Origin of the sequence: Sulfitobacter alexandrii (assembly GCF_001886735.1) — a bacterium.
Taxonomy (GTDB): Bacteria; Pseudomonadota; Alphaproteobacteria; order Rhodobacterales; family Rhodobacteraceae; genus Sulfitobacter; species Sulfitobacter alexandrii.
Genome location: NZ_CP018078.1, coordinates 28,087 through 53,379, shown reverse-complemented (window position 1 = coordinate 53,379; position 25,293 = coordinate 28,087). Strand labels below are relative to the sequence as shown.

Annotated in this window: 27 protein-coding genes; 13 read left to right on the top strand and 14 right to left on the bottom strand. The window is 62.5% G+C overall.

The window, feature by feature from the left end; translation table 11 throughout:
- Nucleotides 1–115: 115 nt before the first annotated feature.
- The 13 genes from BOO69_RS19865 to BOO69_RS19800 all read left to right on the top strand — a co-directional run bounded on the left by BOO69_RS19865 (nucleotide 116) and on the right by BOO69_RS19800 (nucleotide 14,211).
- Complete coding sequence (locus BOO69_RS19865; RefSeq protein WP_071972316.1) at nucleotides 116–1,147, top strand: IS110 family RNA-guided transposase; 1,032 nt, start codon at nucleotides 116–118, stop codon at nucleotides 1,145–1,147.
- 465 nt (nucleotides 1,148–1,612) lie between these two features.
- Nucleotides 1,613–3,595, top strand: coding sequence for a ParB/RepB/Spo0J family partition protein (locus BOO69_RS19860; protein ID WP_071974130.1), 1,983 nt, complete (start codon nucleotides 1,613–1,615; stop codon nucleotides 3,593–3,595).
- 74 nt (nucleotides 3,596–3,669) lie between these two features.
- Complete coding sequence (locus BOO69_RS19855) at nucleotides 3,670–4,263, top strand: regulator (RefSeq protein ID WP_071974129.1); 594 nt, start codon at nucleotides 3,670–3,672, stop codon at nucleotides 4,261–4,263.
- Nucleotides 4,263–4,919, top strand: a complete 657-nt coding sequence (locus BOO69_RS19850; protein WP_071974128.1) for a DUF6927 domain-containing protein — start codon at nucleotides 4,263–4,265, stop codon at nucleotides 4,917–4,919. Before BOO69_RS19855 ends, BOO69_RS19850 begins: the two co-directional genes overlap by 1 nt.
- A 104-nt stretch (nucleotides 4,920–5,023) precedes the next feature.
- Nucleotides 5,024–5,323 (top strand): type II toxin-antitoxin system RelB/DinJ family antitoxin, encoded by a 300-nt coding sequence (locus BOO69_RS19845; protein WP_044353023.1) that lies wholly within the window; start codon nucleotides 5,024–5,026, stop codon nucleotides 5,321–5,323.
- On the top strand, nucleotides 5,310–5,585 hold the full coding sequence (locus BOO69_RS19840) for a type II toxin-antitoxin system RelE/ParE family toxin (RefSeq protein ID WP_071974127.1): 276 nt from the start codon (nucleotides 5,310–5,312) through the stop codon (nucleotides 5,583–5,585). Before BOO69_RS19845 ends, BOO69_RS19840 begins: the two co-directional genes overlap by 14 nt.
- A gap of 106 nt (nucleotides 5,586–5,691) precedes the next feature.
- Entirely contained in the window at nucleotides 5,692–9,954 is a 4,263-nt protein-coding gene (locus BOO69_RS19835) for a strawberry notch family protein (RefSeq protein ID WP_071974126.1), read from the top strand.
- Between the two features lie 121 nt (nucleotides 9,955–10,075).
- Nucleotides 10,076–10,462: a DUF6878 family protein gene (locus BOO69_RS19830; protein ID WP_071974125.1), complete on the top strand. Its 387-nt coding sequence runs from the start codon at nucleotides 10,076–10,078 to the stop codon at nucleotides 10,460–10,462.
- Nucleotide 10,463: 1 nt separating this feature from the next.
- The gene (locus BOO69_RS19825; RefSeq protein WP_071974124.1) at nucleotides 10,464–10,925 is read left to right on the top strand and encodes a DUF6915 family protein; all 462 of its coding nucleotides are present in this window, start codon (nucleotides 10,464–10,466) and stop codon (nucleotides 10,923–10,925) included.
- A 100-nt stretch (nucleotides 10,926–11,025) separates the two neighbouring features.
- The gene (locus BOO69_RS19820) at nucleotides 11,026–11,328 is read left to right on the top strand and encodes a hypothetical protein (RefSeq protein ID WP_047997781.1); all 303 of its coding nucleotides are present in this window, start codon (nucleotides 11,026–11,028) and stop codon (nucleotides 11,326–11,328) included.
- Nucleotides 11,329–11,452: 124 nt separating this feature from the next.
- Nucleotides 11,453–12,181: a DUF736 family protein gene (locus BOO69_RS19815; protein WP_071974123.1), complete on the top strand. Its 729-nt coding sequence runs from the start codon at nucleotides 11,453–11,455 to the stop codon at nucleotides 12,179–12,181.
- A gap of 155 nt (nucleotides 12,182–12,336) precedes the next feature.
- On the top strand, nucleotides 12,337–12,873 hold the full coding sequence (locus BOO69_RS19810; RefSeq protein WP_237267640.1) for a hypothetical protein: 537 nt from the start codon (nucleotides 12,337–12,339) through the stop codon (nucleotides 12,871–12,873).
- A gap of 238 nt (nucleotides 12,874–13,111) precedes the next feature.
- A protein-coding gene (locus BOO69_RS19800) for an IS3 family transposase (RefSeq protein ID WP_156875012.1) occupies nucleotides 13,112–14,211 on the top strand; the annotation gives its coding sequence in 2 pieces (ribosomal slippage) (nucleotides 13,112–13,361 and nucleotides 13,361–14,211; 1,101 coding nt in all).
- On the opposite strand, the gene BOO69_RS19795 is transcribed toward BOO69_RS19800, so the two are convergent.
- Genes BOO69_RS19795 through BOO69_RS19735 form a run of 14 tightly spaced genes read right to left on the bottom strand, consistent with a single transcriptional unit; the run spans nucleotide 14,174 to nucleotide 25,290 of the window.
- On the bottom strand, nucleotides 14,174–15,178 hold the full coding sequence (locus BOO69_RS19795; RefSeq protein ID WP_237267639.1) for a TrbL/VirB6 family protein: 1,005 nt from the start codon (nucleotides 15,176–15,178) through the stop codon (nucleotides 14,174–14,176). The genes BOO69_RS19800 and BOO69_RS19795 overlap by 38 nt on opposite strands.
- A 12-nt stretch (nucleotides 15,179–15,190) precedes the next feature.
- Complete coding sequence (locus BOO69_RS19790; RefSeq protein ID WP_071974121.1) at nucleotides 15,191–15,601, bottom strand: hypothetical protein; 411 nt, start codon at nucleotides 15,599–15,601, stop codon at nucleotides 15,191–15,193.
- Nucleotides 15,598–15,792, bottom strand: a complete 195-nt coding sequence (locus BOO69_RS19785; RefSeq protein WP_071974120.1) for a DUF4177 domain-containing protein — start codon at nucleotides 15,790–15,792, stop codon at nucleotides 15,598–15,600. Before BOO69_RS19785 ends, BOO69_RS19790 begins: the two co-directional genes overlap by 4 nt.
- Complete coding sequence (locus tag BOO69_RS19780; RefSeq protein WP_071974119.1) at nucleotides 15,789–16,775, bottom strand: ATPase, T2SS/T4P/T4SS family; 987 nt, start codon at nucleotides 16,773–16,775, stop codon at nucleotides 15,789–15,791. Before BOO69_RS19780 ends, BOO69_RS19785 begins: the two co-directional genes overlap by 4 nt.
- Nucleotides 16,776–16,779: 4 nt before the next feature.
- A complete protein-coding gene (locus tag BOO69_RS19775; protein WP_071974118.1) occupies nucleotides 16,780–18,159 on the bottom strand; it encodes a TraB/TrbI/VirB10 family type IV secretion system protein in 1,380 nt (459 codons plus the stop codon).
- Nucleotides 18,156–18,851, bottom strand: coding sequence for a TrbG/VirB9 family P-type conjugative transfer protein (locus BOO69_RS19770; RefSeq protein WP_071974117.1), 696 nt, complete (start codon nucleotides 18,849–18,851; stop codon nucleotides 18,156–18,158). The genes BOO69_RS19775 and BOO69_RS19770 overlap by 4 nt, the downstream gene beginning before the upstream one ends.
- Before the next feature lie 2 nt (nucleotides 18,852–18,853).
- Nucleotides 18,854–19,507: a VirB8 family type IV secretion system protein gene (locus BOO69_RS19765; protein WP_071974116.1), complete on the bottom strand. Its 654-nt coding sequence runs from the start codon at nucleotides 19,505–19,507 to the stop codon at nucleotides 18,854–18,856.
- 17 nt (nucleotides 19,508–19,524) lie between these two features.
- Nucleotides 19,525–20,334: a type IV secretion system protein gene (locus tag BOO69_RS19760; RefSeq protein WP_071974115.1), complete on the bottom strand. Its 810-nt coding sequence runs from the start codon at nucleotides 20,332–20,334 to the stop codon at nucleotides 19,525–19,527.
- Entirely contained in the window at nucleotides 20,334–21,422 is a 1,089-nt protein-coding gene (locus tag BOO69_RS19755) for a lytic transglycosylase domain-containing protein (protein ID WP_071974114.1), read from the bottom strand. The genes BOO69_RS19760 and BOO69_RS19755 overlap by 1 nt, the downstream gene beginning before the upstream one ends.
- A gap of 55 nt (nucleotides 21,423–21,477) precedes the next feature.
- Nucleotides 21,478–21,747: a hypothetical protein gene (locus BOO69_RS23135; RefSeq protein ID WP_156875011.1), complete on the bottom strand. Its 270-nt coding sequence runs from the start codon at nucleotides 21,745–21,747 to the stop codon at nucleotides 21,478–21,480.
- Nucleotides 21,744–24,119: a VirB4 family type IV secretion/conjugal transfer ATPase gene (locus BOO69_RS19750; protein ID WP_071974113.1), complete on the bottom strand. Its 2,376-nt coding sequence runs from the start codon at nucleotides 24,117–24,119 to the stop codon at nucleotides 21,744–21,746. Before BOO69_RS19750 ends, BOO69_RS23135 begins: the two co-directional genes overlap by 4 nt.
- A complete protein-coding gene (locus BOO69_RS19745) occupies nucleotides 24,109–24,387 on the bottom strand; it encodes a VirB3 family type IV secretion system protein (protein ID WP_012187324.1) in 279 nt (92 codons plus the stop codon). Before BOO69_RS19745 ends, BOO69_RS19750 begins: the two co-directional genes overlap by 11 nt.
- On the bottom strand, nucleotides 24,380–24,673 hold the full coding sequence (locus BOO69_RS19740; RefSeq protein ID WP_009503803.1) for a TrbC/VirB2 family protein: 294 nt from the start codon (nucleotides 24,671–24,673) through the stop codon (nucleotides 24,380–24,382). The genes BOO69_RS19745 and BOO69_RS19740 overlap by 8 nt, the downstream gene beginning before the upstream one ends.
- Nucleotides 24,670–25,290: a lytic transglycosylase domain-containing protein gene (locus BOO69_RS19735; RefSeq protein ID WP_071974112.1), complete on the bottom strand. Its 621-nt coding sequence runs from the start codon at nucleotides 25,288–25,290 to the stop codon at nucleotides 24,670–24,672. Before BOO69_RS19735 ends, BOO69_RS19740 begins: the two co-directional genes overlap by 4 nt.
- Nucleotides 25,291–25,293 lie beyond the last annotated feature (3 nt).

The window sequence follows — 25,293 nt, the reverse complement described above, 5'->3', positions numbered from 1 at the left end:
TTCGCTTGTCTGTCAGGATGACTTGAAGTGCCGTTGCCCTTGATGCGCCTGCAGCGCGTCTACGAGGTCGTATGTCTCCATGCGCCTCAATTCCTGAGAATAGAAGGGCAACGACATGAATGTATTTATCGGATTGGACGTTTCACTGGCAAGCACTGCGATTTGTGTGCTGGGACCGCAGGGTAAAGTTGTTAAAGAATTCCAAGCGGCCAGCGAGCCTGAAGCCTTGGTGCTTGCAATCGGCTCGCTGCCGTACACGATTGATGCCATCGGGCTTGAAGCCGGACCGCTTTCCCAATGGCTGAGCAAAGGGATCGAAGACGCCGGATTTGACGTGATCCTGATGGAAACGCGGTTGGTAAAAGCCGCCTTGAAAGCAATGCCGATCAAGACCGACAGGCGCGATGCCCAGGGGATTGCTCGATTATTGCAAATGGGTTGGTACCGGCCGGTGCACCGCAAATCTGTGTCCTCCCAGGAAATCCGCGCTCTGCTGACGGCGCGAAAGTCTCTTCAGCAGGCGATCATCAACATCGAACTCTCAATGAGAGGTGTTCTCAGGAACTTTGGCCTGAAGCTCGGACACGTCACCCGAATCAGATACGATGACCGGGTGAGAGAACTGGTTGCCGAGAACAAAATCCTGTCCGCCTCGGCGTCGACGCTTCTGCGTGCACGGGAGCAATTGCGGGCCGAGCTGGCGGCGTTGGACACGATGATCACTGGGTTGGCAAAGCACGACGATGTATGCCGCCTGATGACGACGATGCCGGGTGTCGGCCCAATCGTTGCTCTGACCGTAAGATCCGCGATCGATGACCCGACCCGCTTCGCGCGATCGAAAGACGTCGGTCCGTGGGCGGGTTTGACGCCGAGGCGCACTCAATCGGGGGAAATGGATATCGTCGGACAGATCACCAAAACCGGCGATCGCGGCCTACGCACGGCTCTGTATCAGGCGGCGATGATCCTGATGCATCGAGGCGCTCCGAACTGGCTCCAGGCCTGGGGACGTAGAGTGGCACACAGGCGCGGATCGAAGAGAGCCCTGATTGCTCTCGCTCGACGAATTGGAGTTGTATTGCACCGCATGTGGATCGACGGAACGCCGTTTCGCTACACGCAGAGCTCCGGCGCAATAGCCTGAGCGAGACGTTCCAAGGCTTTTCGAGACGGAGGTATGAGCTGCACCTGACTACAGGTACGTCGAGGTCCCTTGCCGGGACGAGGTTCCTGGAGATGCCGCAGGCCCGCTGGTTATCAGCTAGCGCTGAATACGCGGGAAAGATGGGCACCCAGGGAGCAGAATTGAACCAGGCATAGAGTGGCGGCCGATGGCTGACTACGGACGGAAGAGCGAAGCCCGGACAGGGGGTACCCTTAAGTACTGACGTGCGGTTGCAGTGAAAAAGAAAAAGTAGGCTTTTGAATCTGTGTCTTACAACCGGTGAAGAATGAGTTCTTCGCCGGAGTTCTTGACTTGCCCGATACCCTTGACAGAGGCCCGCCCCATTACGGAAGTGGGCCTTTTGTCGTGGTGATCCCTGAAGCCGGGGATTGGTCACGCGCGTGAACGCGCGGGCCACACCTCACCCACCTGGAAGGATATCCCATGACCACAAGTTTTGCTCCCCTTACCGTCGCTATCGGCGATCTGACAGCTCACCCCGCCAATGTGCGCAGCAACGCGCCGGAAACTTATGACCCCGAGAACATCGCGCATCTCAAGGCCAGCATTGCCGTTCTGGGCCTGCTCCAGCCGCTCCTGGTTCAGAAGATCGACGGCAAATATGCTGTACTCGCAGGTGGTCGCCGCCATGCCGCCCTGAAGGAACTGGTCGCGGACAAGAGCGAGAAGGGGTTCACCGCGAAGACCAAGGTGGACTGCCGCCTCGTACCCGACGATTGCGATGTCACCACGGCCCTGTCGCTCGCCGAGAACATCACGCAAGCCCCGATGAACGCGATTGACGAGTTCGAGGCTTTCGCGCGGATGATGGAAGTCGACGGCCAGACCCCCGAGACGATCGCAAAAACCTTTGGCACCACGGTCGCTGCCGTGAAGGGCCGGCTGCGCTATGGGCTGATCCACCCCGACATTCGCGCCGCGGCACGGGCCAAGACGATCACGCTCGATACGATGAAGGCTTTCGCCGAGCATCCGAGCCAGGAGGTGCAGAAGGAGGTCTATGAGGCGCTGACCAAGGAAGACAGCTACCTGCAGGCCTACACCGTCCGTCAGGCGCTCAAATCCCGCGGGGTGCAGGTCAGCGACGATATCGGAGCCTTCGTGCGTGAGGACTATGAGGCGCGTGGCGGCGCCGTCGCAGCCGATCTGCTAGAACAGCATTCGGTGCTGGAAGATGCGACGTTGGTCGAGACCATCTTGCTCGAGAAGCTCGGTGCCGCCGCCGAAGAGGCTCGCATAAAGCTGGGCTTTGCCTGGGCGGATGCGATGTTGCGCTATGATTACGCGACCATGGCTGACTACGGCCGCGTCTATCCCGGTCCCATCGAACCTGATGAGGCTGCCCAGAAGCGCATCGACGAGATCACCTCCGAGCTCGAGAAACTTCAGCTCGAGATGGAGGATGAGGGGCTCGAGGACGACGCCTACAACGCGCTTTACGACCGCGTTGACGCTCTGGAAGAGGAAGCCCGGGATCTGCAGGAGGCTTACAGCGCCGAGGACCTCGCGCGGTCTGGGGTGATCGCGTCGTGGTCGAGCGGTAAGATCACCCTCTATGTTGGTCTCGTCCGCCCGGAGGACACCGCGAAAGAGGAGGGCGCGCGCGGCTCCTCGGCCAACCCGACCGGGGAGGAGGCCCCGGACGCCGGCGAAATCACCTACCCTGCTTCGCTCGCCGAGGACCTCAAGACCGAACGGGCCATGGCGCTCGGGGCAGCGATGGCGCTGCATCCGGAGGCCACGCTTAATCTGACGCTCTTCAAGCTGGTCAGCGACGTCCTTGGCAGCGGCATGAGCGTCACGCAGGCAATCAAGGTCGACGCCCGCAAGGAATACCGCAACCACGCCAAGATGGACGAGATCGACGAGACCTCGCTTGAGCAGGTGGCGGCGGCGCATGATGCGCTTGATCTGTCCTGGCTCGATGACGCCCGGTCTCCCGCCGATCAGTTCGCGGCGTTTCGCGCGCTGAAGCCAGGCGAGAAGGCCAAGCTCGTCGCCTATGCGACGGCAAGCACCACGCAGGCCTGCTTCGCGCGGGACCGGCAGCGCGACAGCCTGATGCATGACTTCGAGATCGAGATCATGCCCGATATCCGCGCCCATTGGACGCCGAACGCGGCGTTCTTCAACCGCTTCAAGAAGGCCTGGCTCCTGAAGATCCTCGGTGAGGATCTGGGTCTCGCCCAGGAGGCGGAGACGCTGGCCTCGTCGAGCAAGAAAGAAATCGTCGCCTTTTGTGACAAGCTCTTCGCCGAGCCCTTCGCCACGCTCACGGACGCGCAGCGCGCTGCCGTGGCCGCCTGGTGCCCGCCCATGATGCAGACCGCCGGTATCGCCTGTGATGAGGCGAAGCCCGCTGCGGAAACCCCCGAGCCTGACAGCGAGGTCGCGCAAGCGGCCTGAGCCACCACACGACCCGTGCAAGCCCTTCTGCCTGCGCGGGTCGACCCTCCCACACTCAACCGAAAGACATCCCCATGGCTATTCTCAAGTTCTCTGCCTCCGCTGTTGCGGCGCAGATCGCCCATGCGCGCGCCTGCAAAACCTTCCTGCCCAACTGGAACGGACCGGTGAACAGGCCTGCCCTGATTCTCATCGTCGGCAATGGCGTGCATCTGCGCTCGAACGGGATCGACGACACGACCACCCGCATCGTCACCACCGAGCGGGCCGATCCCTCTTTCGCCTTCGCCGACGGCATGAACCCGTTTCGGGACACCGACTGGATGGCACAGCGCCGCTTGGCGTTTCGCGATCTGACCGGCCAGTTCTACACCGACATCCTGGATGACGTGCAGGTGCTCATCGATCGGGGGCAGGGGGCGATCCGGCTCGCCACCGATGGCCACAGCATCCGCGTCTTCGTGCGCCGGGCCTCGGACTATCTCATCGGCGGGACCTACGAGGTGCCCTCGGGCCTTGGCGGCACCTTTCGGGTCATTCTCAAGGATGCCTGCGATACCTTCGCGATCGTGCAGAACTGCGGCAATTGCGAGGATTTCGACGCCATGCAGCCCTACCGCGTGCCGCTTGATGCCCTGATGGAACTCGATGACCGGAGGGCGGCGTGATGGGTTGGCTCTTCTACACCGACGGCCGCGTCCAGACCTACGCGGATGAGAAAGCGGAAATCACCCGGCTTTGCAGCTTCGAGAGCGACACGCGCAAAACCGAACTGGTCAAAGCCTGTAAGGTCGGTTCCACCTGGTATGCGGCGGCAAAGGTCACCAATAGCGACGGCACCCCTGTCGAGGACACGACCTATATCACCGATCCTGACGGCTCGATCACCTTCGGCGCTGTCTTCCTCACCCGATACGATGACGGCTGCTGGGGCTATAAGGACATGGAGGAAAGCGCTGGCCCGAACGAGTCTCGTGCTCCGCTTGGGCTGATCGAGCTTCTCTCCAACCTGAAAGACCCGGACAGCTACGCCCATGCCTGGCGCCAGCGCTGCCGGGATTGGGCGTCGATCCCGGACTACGAGGAAGGCGACAAGATCAGGCTCGCCACGCCCGTGACGCTCACCGATGGCAGCACCTGCCAGATCGTCACCGCGACCCACTACAGGCGGGGTCGGCAAAAACGCCGCTGTTACCGCATCGAGGAAACCGGTGGGCTCGTACGCCTCTCGAAGGCCACGCTTGCGGGTTCGGAGCTGCTCAGTTCCGCGAAGGGTGCGGCCAGTCCTGTGCTGGCGGAGTTTCTGGCGGGGCAGGGTGGTTGAGTTTCTCGCTGAGACAACACCACGGAACCACGCGCGCACATAATACCGACTTGAAATCGTATCTCAAATGAGATACATCACTCCCATCAACTGGAGGACCATTCATGCCTGCCCAAACATCCATGCTTCATGTTCGTGTTGACGATCAGCTGAAAGCACAGGCTTCGGACGCACTTGCGGGCGTCGGTCTGACGCTCTCCGATGCGGTGCGTATTCTTCTGACCCGCGTGGCCGCAGAAGGCGGATTGCCTGCCGGATTGACCGCTGATCCGGATGCCTATGATGCCTGGTTCCGGGCGAAGGTACAGGAAGCGCTGGACGATCCAAGGCCCACAACGCCCCATGCCAAGGCGATGCAAGACGCCCAGGCATTGATTGACGGGAAGCGCCTTGCCAAATCTTGAATGGAAAGCCACGGCCATCGCCGACTTGTTGGCAATCATTGACTACATCTCTGACGACAACCCGGATGCCGCCCAAGTTCTCAAAGACGAGATTGAACACAAGACGTCCCTCCTTCCAGAACGCCCTCAGATGTACCGCGCGGGCCGTGTGGACGGGACTAGGGAGATGGTTGTTCGGCCAAACTACATCGTGGTTTATGCTGAAAGCCCTGAGATGGTGACCATTTTGCGCGTACTTCATGCTGCGCAGCAGTGGCCATGATCGGCGTGCAGGCCCTCCGCTAAGAAATTGCCCGCTCTACGCCTTCAAAGTGTAGAGCGGGCTTTTTGTCCTTTGGAACTCAGACCCTGATCCAAAGGAAACCCCCATGTCCAAGCCCAAACCGGCAAATCCGGCTCTCTCAATCTCCGACACTGACCTCGCCTCTGCCCTCGTGCAGATCGGTGCGGAGGTCGACCACCAACCCCTGCGCAGTTCAGCGCTGGCGCGCATCATGCGCGAGACGTTTCATGGCAGCGATGCCGGCGGTGCCTGGGACTGGCGCATGGCATATGACCTGATGCAGGCTGCGGCTGTCCAGGTGCTGCTGCGTGGGGACGGCGCGGCAGGTGATATCGCCGCTGCAAAGCTGCTTGCCTCACGGCTGCTGACGGAAACCCGCCGCTCCGAGCAGCAGATCCGGCTGCAGCAGTTTTCCACGCCGCTGCCATTTGCGGCGCTGGTCTTGCGGGCGGCAGCCATTCGCAGAGGCGAGACCGTGCTTGAGCCCTCGGCTGGCAACGGTGCCTTGGCTGCTTTTGCCGCCCGGGCCGGTGGCACGCTTTTGCTCAACGAGATCGACCCCTTTCGCCAGCGTCTCCTGCGCGCGGTTTTCGGCGGCGAGGTCACAGGCCATGACGGCGAACATATCGATGATCTACTGCAGACGCCGGTTCTACCCGACGTCGTGGTGATGAATCCGCCTTTCGCTTCCTCGGTCGATCGCTCCCGAGACAAGCACATCGCCGCCAAACATCTTATCGCGGCTGCAAAGCGTCTGGCACCCGGCGGGCGGCTGGTGGCGATCATGCCGCCGGGATTCACGCCCGAACGCGATTCCGCGTATTGGTCCCGCGCCTGCGGTTTGCTCACGCCGCGCTTGGCGTTGCCGATGCCGGGGCAGGTCTACCGCAAGCTCGGCACCTCTGTCGAAACCCAGCTGATGGTCTTCGACAAGGTGCAGGAGGTCGGCGAGATGATCCGCGTCCCTGTGCGGGATCTGGATGAAGCCTTGGCATATGTCGATGCCGTGGCCGCAACACGGACCGAGATGCGCCCGGCCCAACGGGTTGAAGCGATCCCTCATGCTCGACTGACCGTTCCATCAGCTGCCCCGCGCAAGACCGCCGCTTCGCCTGTTGCCGCCTCCAAACCCCGGGCCAATGCCGTCCGTCCGCTCAGCTTCACAAGCTTTGAGACCCCGCGCGACAACACGCCGATCTCGGACATCTATGCGCGCTACCGGCCGCAGCGGATCGAGATTGCGGGTGCGCAGGAACATCCCACCCCGCTCGTCGAAAGCATCGCCATGGCCTCGGTTGCCCCGCCCATGCCCTCAAACACGGGCAGTGATGACTTGCGCCTGCCCACACGGTTGATCGAGGAGGGAGATCTCTCCGAGGCGCAGCTGGAAACCATCATCATGGCGCATGATGCCCATGGGCGTGATCTGCCCGGTCGGTTTACCATCGATGACGACCAGACCAAGCTGACGCGCGCCGATGATGACCCGGATGCACGTGCCTATCGCCTTGGCTATTTCCTCGGCGACGGCACCGGTTGCGGCAAGGGGCGTGAATGCGCGGGGCTCATCCTTGTGAACTGGCTGGCCGGACGCAGAAAGGCCATCTGGGTCTCCAAATCCGCAACGCTTATCGAGGACGCGATCCGCGACTGGACCGATCTCGGCGGCTCGCCCGCCGACATCCAGCCGCTCTCCAAATGGAAACCGGACCAGCCCATCCCGATAGGCGACGGTATCCTCTTCGTCACCTATGCCACGCTGCGGTCCGCGGGCAAATGCGGCACCACGCGGCTGAGCCAGATCCTCGACTGGATGGGCGAAGACTTTGAGGGCGTGCTGGCTTTTGATGAAGCCCATGCCATGCAGAACGCCGCAGGGTCCGAGCAGGGCAGGGGGGTCAAACCCTCCCAGCAGGGCCTTGCGGGCCTGCGTCTGCAACTGGCAGCACCCCGCGCACGCGTCTTCTACATCTCGGCCACGGGCGCCACGAGCGTGCATAATCTGGCCTATGCCGCGCGGCTGGGGCTCTGGGGGCAGGGTCCCGAATACCCCTTCCCAAGCCGCGAGAGCTTTGTGTCGGCGATGGAAGCCGGCGGTGTCGCCGCCATGGAGGTGGTCGCGCGCGATCTCAAGACGCTCGGGCTCTACACGGCCCGCGCCCTCAGCTTTGATGGGGTGGAGTATGATGTTCTCGAACACGCGCTCACCCCGGCCCAGATCGAGATCTACGACGCATACGCGGCTTCGTTTCGGACGATCCACCACAATCTCGAGGCCGCGCTGACAGCGACCGGCGTCAACGACGCCTCGGGAGAGACCAATGCCTCGGCAGCACGCGCCTCGGCCAAGTCCCGGTTTGAAAGCACCAAGCAGCGCTTCTTCAACCATCTCCTGCTGGGCATGAAAGCCCCGACCATCATCCGCGCCATCAAGGACGATCTGGCGGCAGGCAACGCTTGCGTCATCCAGGTGGTCTCGACGGGTGAGAGCCTGCTGAAGCGTCGGCTTGAGACGATGGATCCGGAGGATGAACTCGTCGAGGGTGCCTTGACGCCGCGCGACTACGTCTTGGGCTACCTCGAACAGGCCTTCCCGATCCATGCGCAAAAGCTTGTCGAGATCGACGGCAACATGGTGGCTGAACCCTTGCGCGACGCCAATGGCGCGCTGGTTGTCTCCCGCGAAGCGCTTGCCCTGCGCCATGCGGCCATGATGGAGTTGATGACGCTCGCCCCGATCCCCTCGGCGCTCGATCAGATCCTCTGGGCCTTTGGCGACGAGGCCGTGGCAGAAGTCACGGGGCGGTCCATCCGGCCCCTCGAGGCCGAGGATGGTCATCTCTTCATCGAGAAGCGCGCCGCCAGCAGCAATTCGTCCGAGACTCAAGCCTTCATGGACGGCGAGAAGGATATCCTGATCTTCTCCGATGCGGGCGGCACGGGCCGATCTTACCATGCGGCCCAAACGGCGAAGAACCAGAAACGGCGCCGGCACTACCTGCTAGAGCCTGGCTGGCGCGCCGATGCGGCCATCCAGGGGCTGGGCCGCACGCATCGCTCGGCTCAGGTCAGCGCGCCCTTCTTTCGGGTCTGCACCTCGGATGTGCATGGCGAAAAGCGCTTCACCTCGACGATCGCCAAGCGCCTCGACCAGCTAGGGGCCTTGACCAAGGGTCAGCGCGAGACCGGCTCGCAGGGCATGTTCCGCGAGGAGGACAATCTCGAAAGCCCGATCGCGCGGGCCGCACTACGTGGGTGTTTCGCCGATCTTGCCGCCGGGCGCGCCGAGGCGATGAGCTACGAGAGCTTCACCGACTGGACGGCCCTGCGGCTGATCGACAAGGACGGGGTGCTCCTTGAGGAGCTTCCCCCGATCCAGCGGTTTCTGAACCGGGTTCTGGCCCTGCCCATCCACATGCAGAACGCACTCTTTGCCGAGTTCATGCGCCGGATTGCCGATCAGACTGAACGGGCGCGGGCGGCGGGCACGCTCGATCTCGGCGTGGAAACCCTACGCGGCGACAAGATAGAACAGGTCTCCACGGAAGATCTCTGGACCTGCCCGAAATCTGGCGCCGTGACGCGGATCATCGGACTTGAGGTGACGGACCCGGTCCACGTGCTGTCGGCGGATGACGCCCTGTCGCGCAACCCCGACAAGCTGCCGATGGTCAATCGCGCCTCGGGTCGCGCGGCGCTCATCTCGGCGCGGCCCATGCAGATGTATGACGAGGACATCGTCACGCTGATGCGCAAGGTGGTGCGGCCCAACGGGTCGAGCTATCTCGAAGAGGCGCGGTTCGAGTCCTCGGCTTGGGAAGATATTGAGCGACGCGAGTTGACCCAGCTTTGGGACGCAGAGGCTGCGTCCCTGCCAAAAACCACCACGACCAAGCTCTACCTGCTGACCGGGCTGCTGCTGCCGATCTGGAAGGACATTCCGACCACCAATGAGCGCATCTACCGCGTCACGCCCGACGGGGCGCCCGCCATGATCGGGCGCACGCTGAGCGAGGAAGGGGCGGCAGCGTTGCGCGCCCGCTTCCTCGTCTCCAATCCGCAAACGCCACAGGAGATGTTGACCGCCGCCCTCGGCACCACCGCGCCGGTCGATCTGGGCCGGGGTCTGACCCTGACCCGTCGCCGGGTCGCAGGCGAGATGCGTCTCGAGCTGGGCGGCGTGGACAGGGGCATGATTGATGGCCTCAAGGCCCTCGGCTGCTCTACCGAGATCATTGCCTTCCAGTTGCGGGTGTTCCTGCCGCATGGGGACGGGATCGACACGGGAAGCATTCTGGCCCGGATCGTGGGGCAGCGAGCCGCTAGAGCGGCAGAACAAGCCGCCTGAAAAGTCAAAGCGAGCTTTGGGTCGGGCGTCGCGGATCGGGATTTGGCCGGTCTGCGCTTTCCGGGCGCGCGCTGACCAATGCCACGCCCGGCCCCCCAATTGCAGACAAGAGGACAGACCCATGACCAATCCCCAGATCGATTATGCCGCGATGGCGGCTCAGTGGCGCGCGGAGCGCGAAACCACCTTGAAGGCGACCCGAGCGGAGCTGCTCGCGCAACTACGTGCGCTTGGCATCAGCGGGGTCACGGCCGAATACGAAGGCTATGGCGACTCCGGCAATGTCGAGGATGTGACGGTGCAGCCTGCAGAGGTCCAACTGCCGGAGGTGCTTGCCACAGAGGTTGGCGATTTCGCCTGGTCGCTCGCCTATCATCATCACCCGGGGTTTGAAAACAACGAGGGCGGCTACGGCACGCTGACCTGGGACATAGCACTAGACAGCATCACCCTCGATCATGCCGACCGCTATGTCGAATGCTCGCACAGCTATGACGAGGGGCTGTGAGATGGCCCATCCGCTTCATCATGCTGAAAGCTCTGCCCGGAAATTCGGCGGAGTGCCGTCTGACTATCAGTCCATACATGACTGGTTCGATGCCTCGAAAGAGCACCTCGCGCTCTTCACGCACCGAGCCATGCGCCATCACGCTCAAGGCCTGTTCGAGGCGGAACGGGTTTTCGGCCTGACCCTGACCAATAGCGCGGGTCGGGACATACCCGTGCGCTGGATCGGCGAGCAGCATGTCCGCGAAGACTGTCAGGGCCGTATCCCGAGCATGGCGGACTGGCTGCGACGGATCCAGCCCGAGCCATGGATGGCCAATGGCCATATCGACCGGCATGTCGGCTCCGAGCCCTACGGCGACCCAAGGGTTGCCTGGGCCTCCGAAGTCGCCGCCGGAAGAACGGTTCTTGGCCTGAAAGATTGGATGGCGTCGCGCACGACGCAAGCCACGCAAAGCGCCTGACAGCTCTCGGTCGTTTGCCAAACGAATTCTGCAGAGAAGCCCGGTCGGACGATCGGGCTTCTTGCGTCGTTTACCCACCATTCTTCGTAAGGAGGTTCGCATGACACTAGATGAAATCAAGGCGGCCGTCGATGCCGGGCAGACCGTGCATTGGGCCAATACCGGCTACGTTGTCCACAAGGACCGGCTCGGTCAGTACCTGATCACCTATGTGCCGAATGGTAGCTGCATCGGTCTGACCGACCGGGGCGGGCACCGGTTGAACGGAAAAGAAACGGAGTTCTTCGTCGCGCAATCGAAGGACGCCGCAGAAAATCCGGGCAACCAATCAAGACCAGACGGGCAGGGGAGGGGCGTAGCACCCGGAGGCGCGGGGGCATTCCCACTCGGACGGCAGCTTTGACCCGTGGGCGGGGCTGAAAGGAAAGAAGGCTTTCTGATTTGTGATCCCGGGAGGGGTCACGAAAGCAATCCCGGATGCGCTGGCAAGAACGTCAGGCACCGACCAATCTGAAAGGAACCATCCCATGTTCGCAGGAACCCTCACCCGCAATGTCGAGACCGCAGCCGCTCAGTACACCGGCATGATCCATTCGACGCGTTTCGACATCGCCATTCAGCTTGAAACCCGCCCGAAGATGTCCGCACGCAGCCCGGATTACGACGTGACGGCGATCAACAAGTCGGGCCGCAAGGTGCGCATCGGCACGGCCTGGAACGAGACCGGCAACACAAGCGGCAACCCTTACATTTCGATGCAACTCGATGTTGGCCTCGGCCCCTTCCGGGTCAACGCGGTGCAGACGAAAGAGGCGCGCGCGGCCCAAAGCGGCGAGTTCGAGATCATCCCGCTCGTCTCGAACGGCCTGATGAAATCCGGCTCGATCTCGGGCGAGCTCACCGCCATGGACGCCGACAACGCCTTCACCGGCTACATCGCCAACATGATGTTCGATCTGGAGTTCATGCTGATCGAGAACAGCTACAAAACCGAGGAGACCCACCCTGACTACCGGATCGAGGTTAGCTCGCCCCGCGGCACGCCGATCCGGGTCGGCTCGGCCTGGATGGCCAAGAGCAGTCGCACCGGCAATGACTACCTGTCGCTGCTGATCAACACGCCCGATGGCGATCTGCGCGTCAACGCCGTGCAGAACGAAGAACAGCGCGGCGGGCAGACTTTCTCGATCATCCCGTTCGTCGACAGCGGTGAGCAGCCGCAGGACGCGGCCGCGGGGCTGTCGCTGGTGGCGTGACCTTGGCATTAGGACAAAAGACCTGAACAGCGAGGGGAGCCGTGGGAACACGGTTCCCCTTTTTCCATGTGTGTTTGCGTGAAGGACGGCACCCACTTGCGATCACATGCAAATGAGATACGATAGTATATTAACGTAATATCGAGGGCAGGCGCGTGGCGGCAAGATCAGAGGCAAATCCATGGTTCGACAGCTTCGACGTTGAAGCAGAGGTTGAGACTCTGCTTGCCCATATCGAGCGCTGGACAGAATTTGCGCTGCCCTCCAGAAAACGCACCGTCGTCATGGCCTATGCCAACACGAAGCTCGATAAGACCAGGCAGGCTTATCAGGAGGCCAAGACGGCGGGACAGCTGCTGTCTACGTCGCGGCGCGCCTTTCTGACCGAGATCCAGGACACGATCTTCATGGCGATCCCGGAAGAAAACCTCGCGCAGATGCCGCTGCGCGAGCAGGTTCTCGACGACCCGTCATTTTACGCGGACGCCATGCACCATGCGGCCGCGATAAGCGAGGATGAGCTTTTCATGGTGCTGTCCTCTTCGCTCAAAGACATGACAGTCCAAGACGCCCGGGCCTTCGTCTCGAAGCTTTGGCACGGCACGATTGATGATAACGCCCGCAAATATGCCGAAGCCCTGAAGCGCCCCGAGCGTGAAATCATGCCGCAGCGGCCTGGCAAAACAGTATGATACTGCGACAAATCGGTTCCTTGTTCTGGCGTTTCGTGACTTGATCTACGTGAGTTGCCGCGCGCATCAAAGGCGCGCTTGCTCCTCGGTTTCTGTTGTCGCTCGAAGTCAATGGGCGACAGCATTTCGTTCCGCGTGAACCCGCAGTTGCCATTCTGTATCACCTTCAGATTTTGACCTGAGCCCCGCATCTTCGTCCAGTTTGAGGTAGAATCCGCTCCAAACGAGGAGACGGATGATGAAGCGATCGAGGTTCAGCGAGGAGCAGATCATCGCGATGCTGAAGGAACAGGAGGCCGGGATGCCCACGGCTGATGTCTGCCGGAAGCACGGGGTGAGTTCTGCGACCTTCTACAAGTACAAAGCGAAGTATGGCGGGCTCGAGGTGTCGGACGCCCGGCGGCTGAAGGCGCTCGAGGACGAGAACAGCAAGCTCAAGAAGCTGCTTGCCGAGGCGATGCTCGACAACGCGATCCTGAAGGATGTCGCGGCAAAAAAATGGTAGCGCCCGGTGTCAGGCGGGAAGCGGTGGCCCACGTCGTTGCGACACACGGGGTGAGCCAGCGCCGGGCGTGCCAAGCCCTGGCAGTAGATCGGTCGAGCGTGCGCTATCGCAGCGTGCGTCCAGACGACGCCGAGGCGCGGGCGGCGATGAAGGCCGTCGCGGCAGAAAGGCGGCGCTTCGGCTACCGTCGTATCCACATCATGCTCGAACGACAGGGGATCGTGATGAACCTCAAGAAGCTCAGACGGCTCTATCGCGAGGAAAAGCTCCAGGTGCGCCGCCGGGGCGGCCGGAAGCGCGCCCTCGGCACGCGTCGGCCGATCCTGCTGCCTGACGCGCCCAACATCCGCTGGAGCCTCGACTTCGTCAGCGACGCGCTGACGGACGGGCGCCGGTTCCGGGTGCTGGCCGTTGTCGACGACTACAGCCGCGAGTGCCTCGCGTTGGTGGCCGACACGTCGCTGTCCGGCCACCGCGTCGTTCGGGAACTCGATGCCGTGATCGCCCGGCGGGGTCGCCCGGCCATGGTGGTCAGCGACAACGGCACCGAGCTGACCTCGATGGCGATCCTGTCGTGGTGCCAGCGCACCGGGATCGACTGGCACTACATCGCACCCGGCAAGCCGATGCAAAACGGCTTCGTCGAGAGCTTCAACGGCCGGTTCCGGGACGAGATGTTGAACGAGACACTGTTCTCGACGCTCGGCGAAGCGCGGCAGAAAATCCGCGCCTGGCAGCATGACTACAACCACCACCGCCCGCACTCTGGCCTCGGGAACATGAGCCCGGCCGAGTTCATGGCAAAGAAGGGGCTGGAAATGCGCGCCGCGTAGCCCCAGAAATCAACCCGCGGATTCTCCGAACGGCCGGAGGAGAATCGGGTCTCAGGTCACTGGCCCCGCCGATAAGGTAGCGATTGTAGGCCTGCTGGCTTCCCATGGCGGCGCGGGCAAAGCTGTAGCCGCCGCCGAGACCTCCGGAGAGGGCGGGCATCATGATGTTGCCGGAGATCGCGCGGACGATGAAGGGCGTGGCGATAATGAAGCCCTTGGCCATGAGCACCATCATGAAGAAGGGGATGAGCGCGCCGATGTTTGAGGCCCCTTCGGGATCGCCTAGTTCACCGATGAGCGCGGAGGAAACGCCTGTGATCGTTGCGAACACGCCTGCGACGACGATGGGGTATAGCGCAAAGGAAATCAGCGCGGATAACCAACGCGCGAAGTAATCCTTGGTCACCTCGAACAGCGTCAGGAAAATCATCACCGGGGCGATCCCGATCAGAAGCGCGATCATCAGTCGGGAGGCCACTAGGATAAAGGCGGCCAACCCGCCGAGGATCGAGAGCAGAAGCACACCGACAATGTCGAGCATGGCGCCGGCCATCCAGTTGAGCTCGGACCCGGCAGCGTTCAGATAGTCGCCCAGCTCCGCGATCAGCCGGTCGAATTCTTCGGCGAAAGTTCCAGAGGGTCCCGGACTGCCGCCGCCGACGGAGGCCACCAGCGCGCCCGCGATACTGTCGATCCCATAGAGAATGGCAGACGAGAACGCGTTGAACTGCATCCAATTGGTCGCGAATATCCCGATGAGCCCGATCTTGACCGCGAGCCAGAAGGCCGTGTGCCCATCCATGGCCCGGTATTGATAGATCATGTTGATGCCGACGAGGATCACCACCAGCGTTGTCCCCAAAACCAGGAGCGTGCCGACCGTTGCCGCAACCGCACCAAACTGGGTCTCAGCGGCGGTGTCGAGATAGGCTTGGGAGGTTTCAACAAAGTAGGTGACGACACTCATCGCGGGGCTGCCTTACCAATTGCCTGCGGCGTCGCAGATTGCTTTCGCTGCAGGGCGGGCGGCGTTGGCGCGGCGGTTGTAGCCGTCCGAGGCTTCGAGCATTTCCCATCGTTCGTCGCTCGCGTAGCTCTCCCGAAACACGGCCTCGGCCGCGTCCCAAGAGGGGAACCGGGTCGCGCAGTCGCAGTTGCCGATCTCGACGACCCGCTCGAGATTCTGGGCGCGATAGATGTCCTGAACCAGAACCCGCTGATAGGCTTGGCGCAGGGGGATCTCCTGCATCCAGACGGGCTCGGCGGGCCGGTCCGGACAGACGTCAAAGCTGCGATCGAGGGTTGGCACTAGGTTGCGCTCGGCAACGGCGAAGGTAGGCGTCAGGCTTAGGGCCAGCGCGGCCAAGGCAAGGTGCTGCGCCTGCCTCATGCCGTGGCTCCAGCGGGTGTGGTTTCGCGCTTCAGGAAAACGGTGTGCCCGATATTGGCGAATTCCGAGGAGCTGATCGACACCACCTCCCAGCCTTCCGCACCTTTGGCATTCAGGCTGCCTTGCATGTCGGCAAGGCTGGTTTTGCGGGTCATGGGAAAGGACAGGATATCGTATTCAAAGGTCTTCATGGGGAAGTTCCAATCTCGGTTGCGCCGGGCAGGTAGAATTCCGTGATGCCGCGTTTGCCGTCATGCCGACCGGCCTGGATAATCACGTCGATGGAATTCTCGATGTACTGGATCATGTCGGCATAGGTCATCGGGATCTCGGTCTTTAGTGCTGCGATCGCGAGGCGCTGCACGGCCAATTGCGGGGTTTCGGCATGCAGCGTGGTCATGGACCCGCCATGGCCGGTGTTGATGGCTTCCAGGAAGGTCATGGCCTCCTTGCCGCGCACCTCGCCCAGAATGATCCGGTCGGGGCGCATGCGCAGCGTGGCGGTGAGAAGCACATCGGCGGTCTGGAATTCCGCGTCGCGATTGGCGATGAGGGTCACGGCATTTGGCTGGGTCGGCAGCAGCTCGGCCGCTTCTTCGATGGTCACGATGCGTTCCTCGGCTGGTACGTGAGAGAGGATCTTGCGCGCGGCCACGGTTTTGCCGGTGGAGGTGCCACCCGAGACGATCATGTTGAGTTTGTTCTCGACGCAGAAGGCAAGCGCATCATCAATCAAACCCGCGGCCACCACGGCGCGCAAGGCGCGCTTCTTTTCCACGCGCAGATCTTCGAGCTTGCGCTCCTTGCCATAGAGAAAATCGAGCGCAATGCCCTCGAGTGGCAGGCTTGAGAAAAACCTCAGGCTGATCGACATGGCCGAGAGCACGGCGGGCGGGGTGATGACCTGTGCGCGGATCGGGCGCCCCTTGTAGGTGATCGAAACCGAGACGATGGGGCGGTCCTTGCTCATCGTGGTATTGGCCGATGAGGCGATCTGATTGCCGAGGTCCCTGACCTGAACGCCCGTCAGCTTTTGATCCAGCGCCCGCATGAAATGATCGCCCTGGAATTCGCCCCAACAGGTCCCGTCGGGGTTGATGCAGAGCTCGATGACATCGTCGCGGGCGGCGGCGTCGATCCGGTCGAGGGAGGTTTCGAGATAGCTCAGCGACATGGGCTCAGAATATCTCCAGATCGCGGTCGACCATGACCGTGACGCGGGCGCCCTGGTCGACATAGATGACGGGGCCGATTGAGAGATAGTCGCCGATGACGCTGTCCGTCGCATCTGCCAGATCATCGCCCACGTCTTCGAGAACGTCGGCGGCAGTCTCATCCTGGACCTCGGATGCGGCGGCACTTGGCGCGGCCGAAATCAGCGAAATCAGGGCGGCCGACCCGAAACGCTCGGCAAAGCGCGTGTCCACGAAACCCGTGACACCGGAACGTCCCAGTTCATCGCCCCCGAATGAGCTGATCTGGACGGTCTGGCCCGCGGGCAGGATGATCCGGTCCCAGGCGATCGTGACGCGGCGCTGCGCGATATCGACGCCAGCGCGGTAGCGCCCGACGAGACGGGATCCGCGGGGGATCAAGAGGCGCGCGCCATCGACGCTGTAGACATCCTCGGACACCACGGCACGGGTCTGGCCGGGCAGGGAGCTGTCAAGGGCAGTTTCCATGACGGCTTGGATCATGGTGCCCTGTAGAATCGTGTTGGAGGGATTGGCGATCACCTCGGCCTGCGTCACCGTCGAGGGCAGCGCCCCGTTCAGCACGAAATCCGTCACCTCGCCAAAAGTGCGTTCAGTCAGAGCCGTTTCATTCGCTCCGGAGGCACCGCCAAAAGCGATGGTGGGCGAGGTGATGCGCCGCTCCTGGAAGGCGCGTTCATCCGCGGCGCGGCGCTCCAGCTCGGCCATGCGCCGGGCTTCTTCTTCGCGGCGCAGTCGCTCTTGCTCGCGTGCGAGCAGCTCATCTTCCGTGGGGCCCCCTGGAGCGGGTTGGGGTCGGCTGGCCTCGAGTTGGGCCAATTCCAGATCCATGCGGAGTTGCTCAAGGCTGCGATCCCGCGCCGTCAGTTCGTCCTGGAATCGTTGCTGTGCGGCTTCCGAGGCGGCTTGCAGCGCCGCGATCTGAGCGGTCAGCGCGTCGATCGCCTCTGCGGCGGCCGTGTCTTCCTCGACGACCGGTTCGGGAGCGTTGCGCAATTCTTCGATCTGGGCCTGCAGCGCGGTGATCTGCGCCAGAAGTTCCGCGTTGGGCTCGACGGGGTCTGGTCCGACGAACACAACCTCGGGTTCGGGCGGGGGCAAGGTCTCGATAGCGCCAAAGCCGTCCCCCTCGTTTTGGAAGACGTCCGGGGTGGCCGTCGGCAAGGCTTCCTCTTCGTCGGGCTGTGAGAGGAGATAGAGCAGGGCACCACCTGCGCCGATGACGAGGACCACGATCAGCGCGAGAAGGGGCGACCGGCGCTGCGCCGCCATGGGGGCGCGGGCACTGCCTTTCTCTAGGGCGGCGAGGCGCTTTTCCAGCTCGGTGTTCTCGGTATCGCTCATGAGGCGGCCTCCGCGGGCGAGATCGCCTCGATGCAGACCACCTCCTCGCCAAGTCGCAGGACCCATTGGCGGTTTACGCCGCTGACGCGGATCACGCCGTCTTCAGGGGTTTGCGTGTTGACCGTGCGTTCACGGCCGCCCGCGTAGCGAAAGATCGCGGGCACCGGCGCGTTCCGCGGAAATTCGAAGTACGTGAAGGTCCCATCGTCCCAGACCCGGGTTGGCGTGAACTCGGTCCGCGCGCTGGCGCCGTAATTGTAGTTCGGTGCTTGGGCCGCGATGGCGCGCGTCGGACGTGTATCGTCCTCGGGGTAGCGGAACTGGACCACGTAAAAGGTCGGGCTGCGGGTTTCCTGGACGTTGAAATAGTAGCTTCGCCTGTTCGTGTAGACCGTCACATTGGTATGGACACCGCGCGCGACGGGCTTGATCGCGAAGGCCTGACCGCCCGGCACGCCATCGATCTCGAAGCCCTCGGTATCGCCCGCGATGATCGAGCGGATGCTTTCACCCTCACCGAATTCGACCGTGGTGACATGGGTAAGCGAGATGCTGAGACGGTAGACCTGACCCTCCTGGTAGGTGGCCAAGCGCACTCGGCTGTCGTTGGGACCGCCACGCGGGATGGCTTCGGCAGAGGCGAGGCCGGGCAAGAGGGCAATGACAAAAATAAGCGATCTTATAAACAACAACGTCAGTTCTCCAATCTGTCGGAGCGGATGGAATATTCGAGGACGGTGAAGCCGAATGGATTGGTCCAGACCTCATCGATGGAGCGTCGGGTCTCCGGTCGGAACTCGAAGAGAAGCGTCGCAGTGAAGAGCCCGGTTTGGGTGCCGTTGATGGAGGTCAGACGCTTGCGCAGGCGCACAGTGGCGCGGTTGGTGCCGATCCGGTTAATGCTGAGGATTTCCACGTCGAGCCGGGCGTTGGGGCCATAGACGGTCGGCGGGTAATTCTCGTTGGCGCTGTTCCAGATCTGGCGCAGCCCGCTCTCAGCGGCCCCGTCCGAGCGGCGCAGAACGCTGCGGATGCGCAGATCGTTGTCGAGCTGGTTATAGACCTCCCGGTCGGTCACATAGCGGAAGACCTCCGCCTCGATGATCGCTTGGTTGGCGGTGACGGATGTGGCCCCAACGGACGCCTCGGGCAGGGCAAAACCAGTGGCGGGATCATAGGGGACAACGACGGGGGGTGGGTCGACATCAAGGATCGAGACTGCTGCTGCGCTCAGACAGCCGATGATGCCGAAGACAAGGCCTATCAGGCCAAGACGCTGCCAAAGCCGTTCACGGCGCAGGGCACCGTAGACCAGTTCTTCCTCGATGATCTCTTGTTCACTCGCCACCCGTCATGCCCCCACGATCAGTCTGCCCGGAGGTCTGGCAAGGTAAAATCCATGAAGCGCTGCTCTTCGGCGATGGTGGCGGCATCAATCACGCCGCCCGTGCCGTCGCCCACGGTTTGGATGGCTTCGAGTTGCCACATGGCGACCAGCGCAATGGCCAGTTCCGCCGTCACGCGCGTGTTGAGATCGATGCTTTCCTTTAATTCGTCCATGTCGTCGATAAGCCCGACAAGGCGGTCTACCCGCTCAAGCGATTGGCCGGCGTCCTCGTAGCTGTTCTGGGCCGCGGCCGAAACGAGTGCGCCGGTTGTTGCCTGCGTGGCCACACGGTTGGCCCCGGGATTGCCGCTGGTGGCCATTTCCGAGAGCGTGTCTTCATCGAAGCCAAGATCGGCCAGCACCCGGTCCATCTGGGTTTCGATTTCGCCTGCGCCGGAGCCCGAGAGGCCCGAGAAATCCCCAGTCTTGATCGCCTCAATCGTGGCGAGGATGTCGCCGAACTCCTGGTCGAGCAGGCCATTGAGTTCGTCTTCCATCTCGGTGCGGATGATTTCTGGAAGCTCGGCAAGGCGAGTGAGCGCTTCATAGGTTCTTTGCAGCTCCGCGAGTTGATCCGTGAGTGTGGCAAGCTGTTCGCGGAGCTGCGTCAGCTGCTCGTTTTGCAGGATCTCGTCTTCGATCATCTGCCGGAGCTGCTGGATGTTTTGTGCGATGTTCTGGGTATCGACGACGGGCACGCCTTGCGCCAGGGCAGGGGACAGGGTGCCGAGATGCAGGCCAATTCCAAGCGTCGTGGCCAAGGCCGTCCTCACGAGTAAATCTCTCATCAGTCTATCTCCCTGATCGTGAATTCCATGAATGCACCCTCGGCCATGCGCGCGCTGGCCTGGGCCAATTCTTCGGCGGAAAGGACGCGGGTGCGCGCCGCCTGTAGCCGGATGCGGGCCGCGACGAGACGCACGAGTTCGGCGCGCGCATAGGTGTTGAGCGCGATGCTCTCCTGCACGTCTTCGGTTTCAGAGATCCGCTCGACGATATCCGCAATACGCAGGGCGGCCTGCCGGATCGCGGCGGGTGAGTTGCTGCCATAAAAGGCTGCACCATGACTCGCGAGCGAGAGGTTGGCATTGGCGAGAAGCGCCGGATCGATGGTTCCTAGCGCTTCGATCCCGCCGATGCGGCTCAGGTAGAGATTGTAGCGTTCGGGGATGACTTGGACGTAGTGCTGGGTCTCAGCGAAGGGCGGCACGCCCCCATATTCGAACACGCGGCCGGGTCCGGCGTTATAGGCCGCGAGGGCGTTGATGATGTTGCCATCGAAGGTGTTGAGTTGAGCCGCGAGATAGCGCGCGCCGCCATGTACCTGCAGATAGGGGCTCTCATAGTATTCCGGGTTGATGCCCAAATCGCTGGCGGTGCCCGGCATGATCTGGGTAAGGCCAAAGGCCCCAACAGGCGATCGCGCGCCAATCGTGAAGCGGCTTTCCTGCCAGATGAGCGCCTGCAGCAGGGCGCGCCACTGCACCGGGGACAGTCCGGCGCGCCCCACGCCTGCGAAACCGCTGGTTTCCTGAGCGACGCGGATGATGAGCTGCTCGATGTTCTCGGAGGCATCCCCGAACATCTGTGCGCCTCCGGGATTGGGATCGATCTCACCCGTACCATAGACCGCTTCGACGGAACGTGCGGGATCGCCGCTGCCGCCGTCTAGGTCCGAGACCATGGCAGGCAGGCCCTGACCGCCGAAGCTGGTCTGGGCATCGAGGATGCGCTGCAGTGTGGCCAGTTGCTCGCGCTCGATCTCGGCGATGAGTTCGCGCACCGAGAGCTTGTCTGCTTGCACAGCCAGATCCGCCTCACGGTCGCCGGTCTCGATGATATCGCGCGCTGTCAGCCCGCTGTCATTGGTCGGCAAGCCTTGGGACAAGGCGAGACCGGGCAGCAGGCAAAGCGCGAGGATTTGAGGCAGGCTACACTTCAATGTCACCCTCCGGTGCGCCGAGGGGCGTGAAGGTGCAATCTGGCGCTATGGGTGCAGTCGAGGCCAGGAAGGTGAAGCAATTGGCCTGCGGTTCCTGGTACTGCGCGCAGGAAGCCAGCACGCCGAGCGCAGCGAGAAGCAACAATTTGGCGTTTCGAGATTCTCTTGAATCGTTTGTTCGCTGCCTCTCGCTTCGCTCGAACGCGAAAAACGATGCAGGTTTTTTTGTTGGATTCTCAAAACGCCATTTACGGATCATGAAAGCCTCCAGAAGTCCGGGCGGTCGCGGTAATCGGCGCCGACGAGCGCCTCTCCCTTTTCCATGCCGCCGAGGATGGTGAGATTAGGTCCAAGGGCGCTCAGATCGGCATCGACGACGATTGAGCCCTGATCGTCGCGGATCAGTGCGAGGCGGCTATTGCTGCCCGTGTTGAGAAGGACGTCGAGCTCCTTCTCCGTGAGGTTCAGCATGGCGTAGTCCGCAGGCTGCGCGCGGATATTTGGCAGCAGGATCTGCGTCGGAACGGCTTCGACGATGGTCTTGCCGGTCCGGGTGCGCTCAAGTTGACTGGCATATTGCGTCATCATCACCGCGACGGTGTTCTGCTTGCGTGCGGTCACGAGCCAGTTCGACAACCGTTCGGCGAAATATGCGTTATCGAGCGCCTTCCAGGCCTCGTCGATCACGATGATGGTGGGGCGGCGGTCCTCGATCTCGCGCTCAACCCGGCGGAAAAGATAGGACAGGACCGCCATCCGTTCCTTGTCGGCCTCGCTGTCGAGAATGCCGGTCAGATCGAAGCCCACGACATCGCCTTTGAGCGAAAAAGTGTCCTCAAGGCTCTGCCCGAAGATCCAGCCATAGCGGCCGTCTTCGGTCCACTCGAGCAGGCGCTGGTGCAGATCGCCGCCATCATCGGTGGACACAAAAAGCGATGCGAAATCCCGCCAGTTCCGCAGGGCCGGGTTTGTGGCCTGCGCGTTTTGGCGCACCACTTCCTGGATGCGGTTGGTCTGTGCGGGCGTCAGGGGCTTGTCAGCGCGGTAGAGCAGCGTTGTGAGCCAGTCCGAGAGCCAGGCCGTGCCGCGCGCATCGGTCTCGGTCCAGAGCGGGTTGAGGCCCGTGGGCTGGCCGGCGTTCAGCGACGCGTACCGCCCGCCATTGGCGCGGACGGCCATCTCCATACCAAGACGGTAATCGAAGACGAAGATCCGTGCGCCTGCGCGACGGGCCTGGGTCATCAGGAAGGCCGACAACACCGATTTGCCCGAACCGGGCCGTCCCATGATCAGGGTATGCCCGCTGGTCGGTTCTTTGTCGGGCGATCCCTGCTCGTGATAGGAAAACCGGTAGGCGCTCTGCTCCGGCGTGGGCAGATAGGTGACGACCCGGCCCCAGGGGGTAAGTGCTGCAGGTTTGCCGAGCTGTGTCCGGTGGAAGGCCGCAAAATCCGCGAAGTTGCGGTTGGTGACGGCGCTGGCGCGGACGCGCTTTGGCTGGTTGCCGGCGTGCTGGCTGAGGTAATGCGCCTTGGCCGCGACCCGCTCGCCGATCATCTTCACGCCTTCGGTCGCGGCGGCATTCACGATCTCTGCGCTGAGGGTTTGCAGTTCTTCGAGCGTGTCGCAAAAGAGCGTCACGACCATGTGATGCTCGCCGAAGCTTTGGCGCTTGGCCTCGAGATCATCGGCGGCGATGTCGAGGGCTTCCAGGAGTGAGAGGGCTGCGTCCTGGCTGGCCTGCATCTGGCGCTTTTGCCGCTTGATGCGGCCCGCCATGAGGTTCGAATTGATCGGCGTGAAGGAGTGCGTCACGATCATGTCGACCGGCAGGTTCAGCATGTCGAACATGGTGCAGGAGGTGCCTTCCGAGTATTCTCCGATGGTGAAGCTCTTGCCGTAGCGGTGGCCCACGACGCCTTCGGAAAGCTCGAAATGATCTCCGTGAAACGTCACGCGGGTATTGGCGACGTTGACGGACAAAAAGCCGTAGGTGTTTGCAGGGTAGAGCGGCAGCTCGGTGCCCGTGTTGAGCGCGCCCAAAAATCCCACCAACTCTCCCGATCCGGCTGACAGCAGGCGTGGCTTGAGCTCGGTAAGCCCCGAGAGGAAGACGTTCACGGCCTCGCCCAGTCGCTGCAGGCGTTTGCGGGTCTCTTCTCTCAGGCGGTCCGGCGCGCTGCGGCTGAGGAACGGCAGGAGGCTTTTCGAGGGCGGGCGGTGAATGACGGTGAGCGTCAGGGTCTTGTCGCGCAGCCCGCTGGTCGCGAGTTTTGCGCGCCAGCGGCGGTCGACCTCTCCCGCGAAGCTGTCCTCACGGATCGGGTCGAGATCCGGTGTGATGGCCTTGGAGACCTTGTGGACGTAATAGCTGAATTCCGGCCCAAGCTGCGCGACGATGCGGGCAAAGAGCGCCGTCACCTTGCCGAGATAGGCATCGTCCGTCGTGTAGCTGTTGATCCCCTCGAGCCGGATGCAGCGGAAGAGCTCGTTGACCCGGGTCCGTACGGTCTGGTCATCGACGAGGCTGACATAGGGCAGCATATGCGCAAGGCGTATCTCGCGCGCATACCATTCCGGCGTCATCGTGCGGGCATCGAGCGCAGCATCACGGGCGTCATCACGGGGCATAGCTGTCCCCGCCATGAATGGACCTATTACGCGTGGGCGGTGTCTCCTGCAGGGCCGTCATCATCACGTCGATGAAACGCGGGTCCCAATCTGCGGCCTTCCACAGCACCGGATAAAGAAGGGCGGCGACACCCAATACCGCGATGTGCTGGACCCAGACGAACAAGAGCACCGAACCGAAGAGCCAGACCATCGCGTACATGATGGGCAGGCCCAGAAGCTTCGGCGGGCGCACGAGGCCGAGAAAGAGAGGCGCGCGCTCAGCCACCGGCAAAGACCGCGGCAACGATGGTGGGGGCGGCGGCAACACCAGCGATGCCCACGAGGACCCAGAGGGCTTGGCGCAGATCGATGATGTTGAAGAACCAGCTGAGAAAGACCCCGAGAACGGCAAGCGTCGCGATGACAACGCCAAGTGGGCCGGTCAGCGCATCGACAATGCCCTGCAACAAGCTTTGGATCGGGGAGAGATCAATGCTCTGGGCGAGGGCGGGTTCGGCAATCAGCAGGAATAGCGCCAGCGAGGCGACAAAGAGGTTTGAAATCTGTTTCATGAATTCGATCCTTCCAATCGGGCCACGACAGCCATGACGCGGGCCACGTGGTTCTGGGTTTCTCGGTAAGGGGGAATGCCACCGTATTGGCGCACAGCGTCCGGCCCGGCGTTGTAGGCGGCCAGTGCCAGCTGCGGGTTGCCGAATTCGCGCAGCATCAAGACGAGGTAGCGGGCTGAGCCATCAAGGTTCTCGATGGGATCGTTCGGGTCGACGCCAAGCTCCTCTGCGGTCCCGGGCATGAGCTGTCCGAGACCAATCGCCCCTGCGGTCGAGACAGCCTCTTGCCGGTAGGCACTTTCAACCTCGATGTTTGCCCGGTAGAGACTGAGCCAGTCAGTGACGGAAAGCGCGGCGCGGCGCAGACCGGGATGGCTGGCATAGCGCAGCCCCGTCGCTTCGATCGCCGCCAGCACCTCGGGGCTTGGCCGGGCGGGGGAGCGTTTGAACCCTGCAGACTGATCAGTGTCAGGACCTCCCGAAGCATCCCCTGTCCCAAGGATCGCCAAGGCCCGGGTTCCCGGACCCATGGCAATCCCATCCTGGTAATGGCGCGCGAAGCTGTCTTGTGAGCGGGACGGGGTAAGAGAGCCGTCGCTCTCCATCACCAGCACCATCTG

Excerpts from the sequence above, each read along its gene's own strand:
- BOO69_RS19795 (WP_237267639.1), bottom strand. The coding sequence starts at position 15,178 with ATGAGTGTCGTCACCTACTTTGTTGAAACCTCCCAAGCCTATCTCGAC.
- BOO69_RS19825 (WP_071974124.1), top strand. The coding sequence starts at position 10,464 with ATGGCCCATCCGCTTCATCATGCTGAAAGCTCTGCCCGGAAATTCGGC.
- BOO69_RS19780 (WP_071974119.1), bottom strand. The coding sequence starts at position 16,775 with ATGTCGCTGAGCTATCTCGAAACCTCCCTCGACCGGATCGACGCCGCC.
- BOO69_RS19830 (WP_071974125.1), top strand. The coding sequence starts at position 10,076 with ATGACCAATCCCCAGATCGATTATGCCGCGATGGCGGCTCAGTGGCGC.
- BOO69_RS19740 (WP_009503803.1), bottom strand. The coding sequence starts at position 24,673 with ATGAAACAGATTTCAAACCTCTTTGTCGCCTCGCTGGCGCTATTCCTG.
- BOO69_RS19790 (WP_071974121.1), bottom strand. The coding sequence starts at position 15,601 with ATGAGGCAGGCGCAGCACCTTGCCTTGGCCGCGCTGGCCCTAAGCCTG.
- BOO69_RS19845 (WP_044353023.1), top strand. The coding sequence starts at position 5,024 with ATGCCTGCCCAAACATCCATGCTTCATGTTCGTGTTGACGATCAGCTG.
- BOO69_RS19760 (WP_071974115.1), bottom strand. The coding sequence starts at position 20,334 with ATGAGAGATTTACTCGTGAGGACGGCCTTGGCCACGACGCTTGGAATT.
- BOO69_RS19860 (WP_071974130.1), top strand. The coding sequence starts at position 1,613 with ATGACCACAAGTTTTGCTCCCCTTACCGTCGCTATCGGCGATCTGACA.
- BOO69_RS19850 (WP_071974128.1), top strand. The coding sequence starts at position 4,263 with ATGGGTTGGCTCTTCTACACCGACGGCCGCGTCCAGACCTACGCGGAT.
- BOO69_RS19775 (WP_071974118.1), bottom strand. The coding sequence starts at position 18,159 with ATGAGCGATACCGAGAACACCGAGCTGGAAAAGCGCCTCGCCGCCCTA.
- BOO69_RS19735 (WP_071974112.1), bottom strand. The coding sequence starts at position 25,290 with ATGGTGCTGGTGATGGAGAGCGACGGCTCTCTTACCCCGTCCCGCTCA.
- BOO69_RS19835 (WP_071974126.1), top strand. The coding sequence starts at position 5,692 with ATGTCCAAGCCCAAACCGGCAAATCCGGCTCTCTCAATCTCCGACACT.
- BOO69_RS19820 (WP_047997781.1), top strand. The coding sequence starts at position 11,026 with ATGACACTAGATGAAATCAAGGCGGCCGTCGATGCCGGGCAGACCGTG.
- BOO69_RS23135 (WP_156875011.1), bottom strand. The coding sequence starts at position 21,747 with ATGATCCGTAAATGGCGTTTTGAGAATCCAACAAAAAAACCTGCATCG.
- BOO69_RS19815 (WP_071974123.1), top strand. The coding sequence starts at position 11,453 with ATGTTCGCAGGAACCCTCACCCGCAATGTCGAGACCGCAGCCGCTCAG.
- BOO69_RS19785 (WP_071974120.1), bottom strand. The coding sequence starts at position 15,792 with ATGAAGACCTTTGAATACGATATCCTGTCCTTTCCCATGACCCGCAAA.
- BOO69_RS19750 (WP_071974113.1), bottom strand. The coding sequence starts at position 24,119 with ATGCCCCGTGATGACGCCCGTGATGCTGCGCTCGATGCCCGCACGATG.
- BOO69_RS19855 (WP_071974129.1), top strand. The coding sequence starts at position 3,670 with ATGGCTATTCTCAAGTTCTCTGCCTCCGCTGTTGCGGCGCAGATCGCC.
- BOO69_RS19865 (WP_071972316.1), top strand. The coding sequence starts at position 116 with ATGAATGTATTTATCGGATTGGACGTTTCACTGGCAAGCACTGCGATT.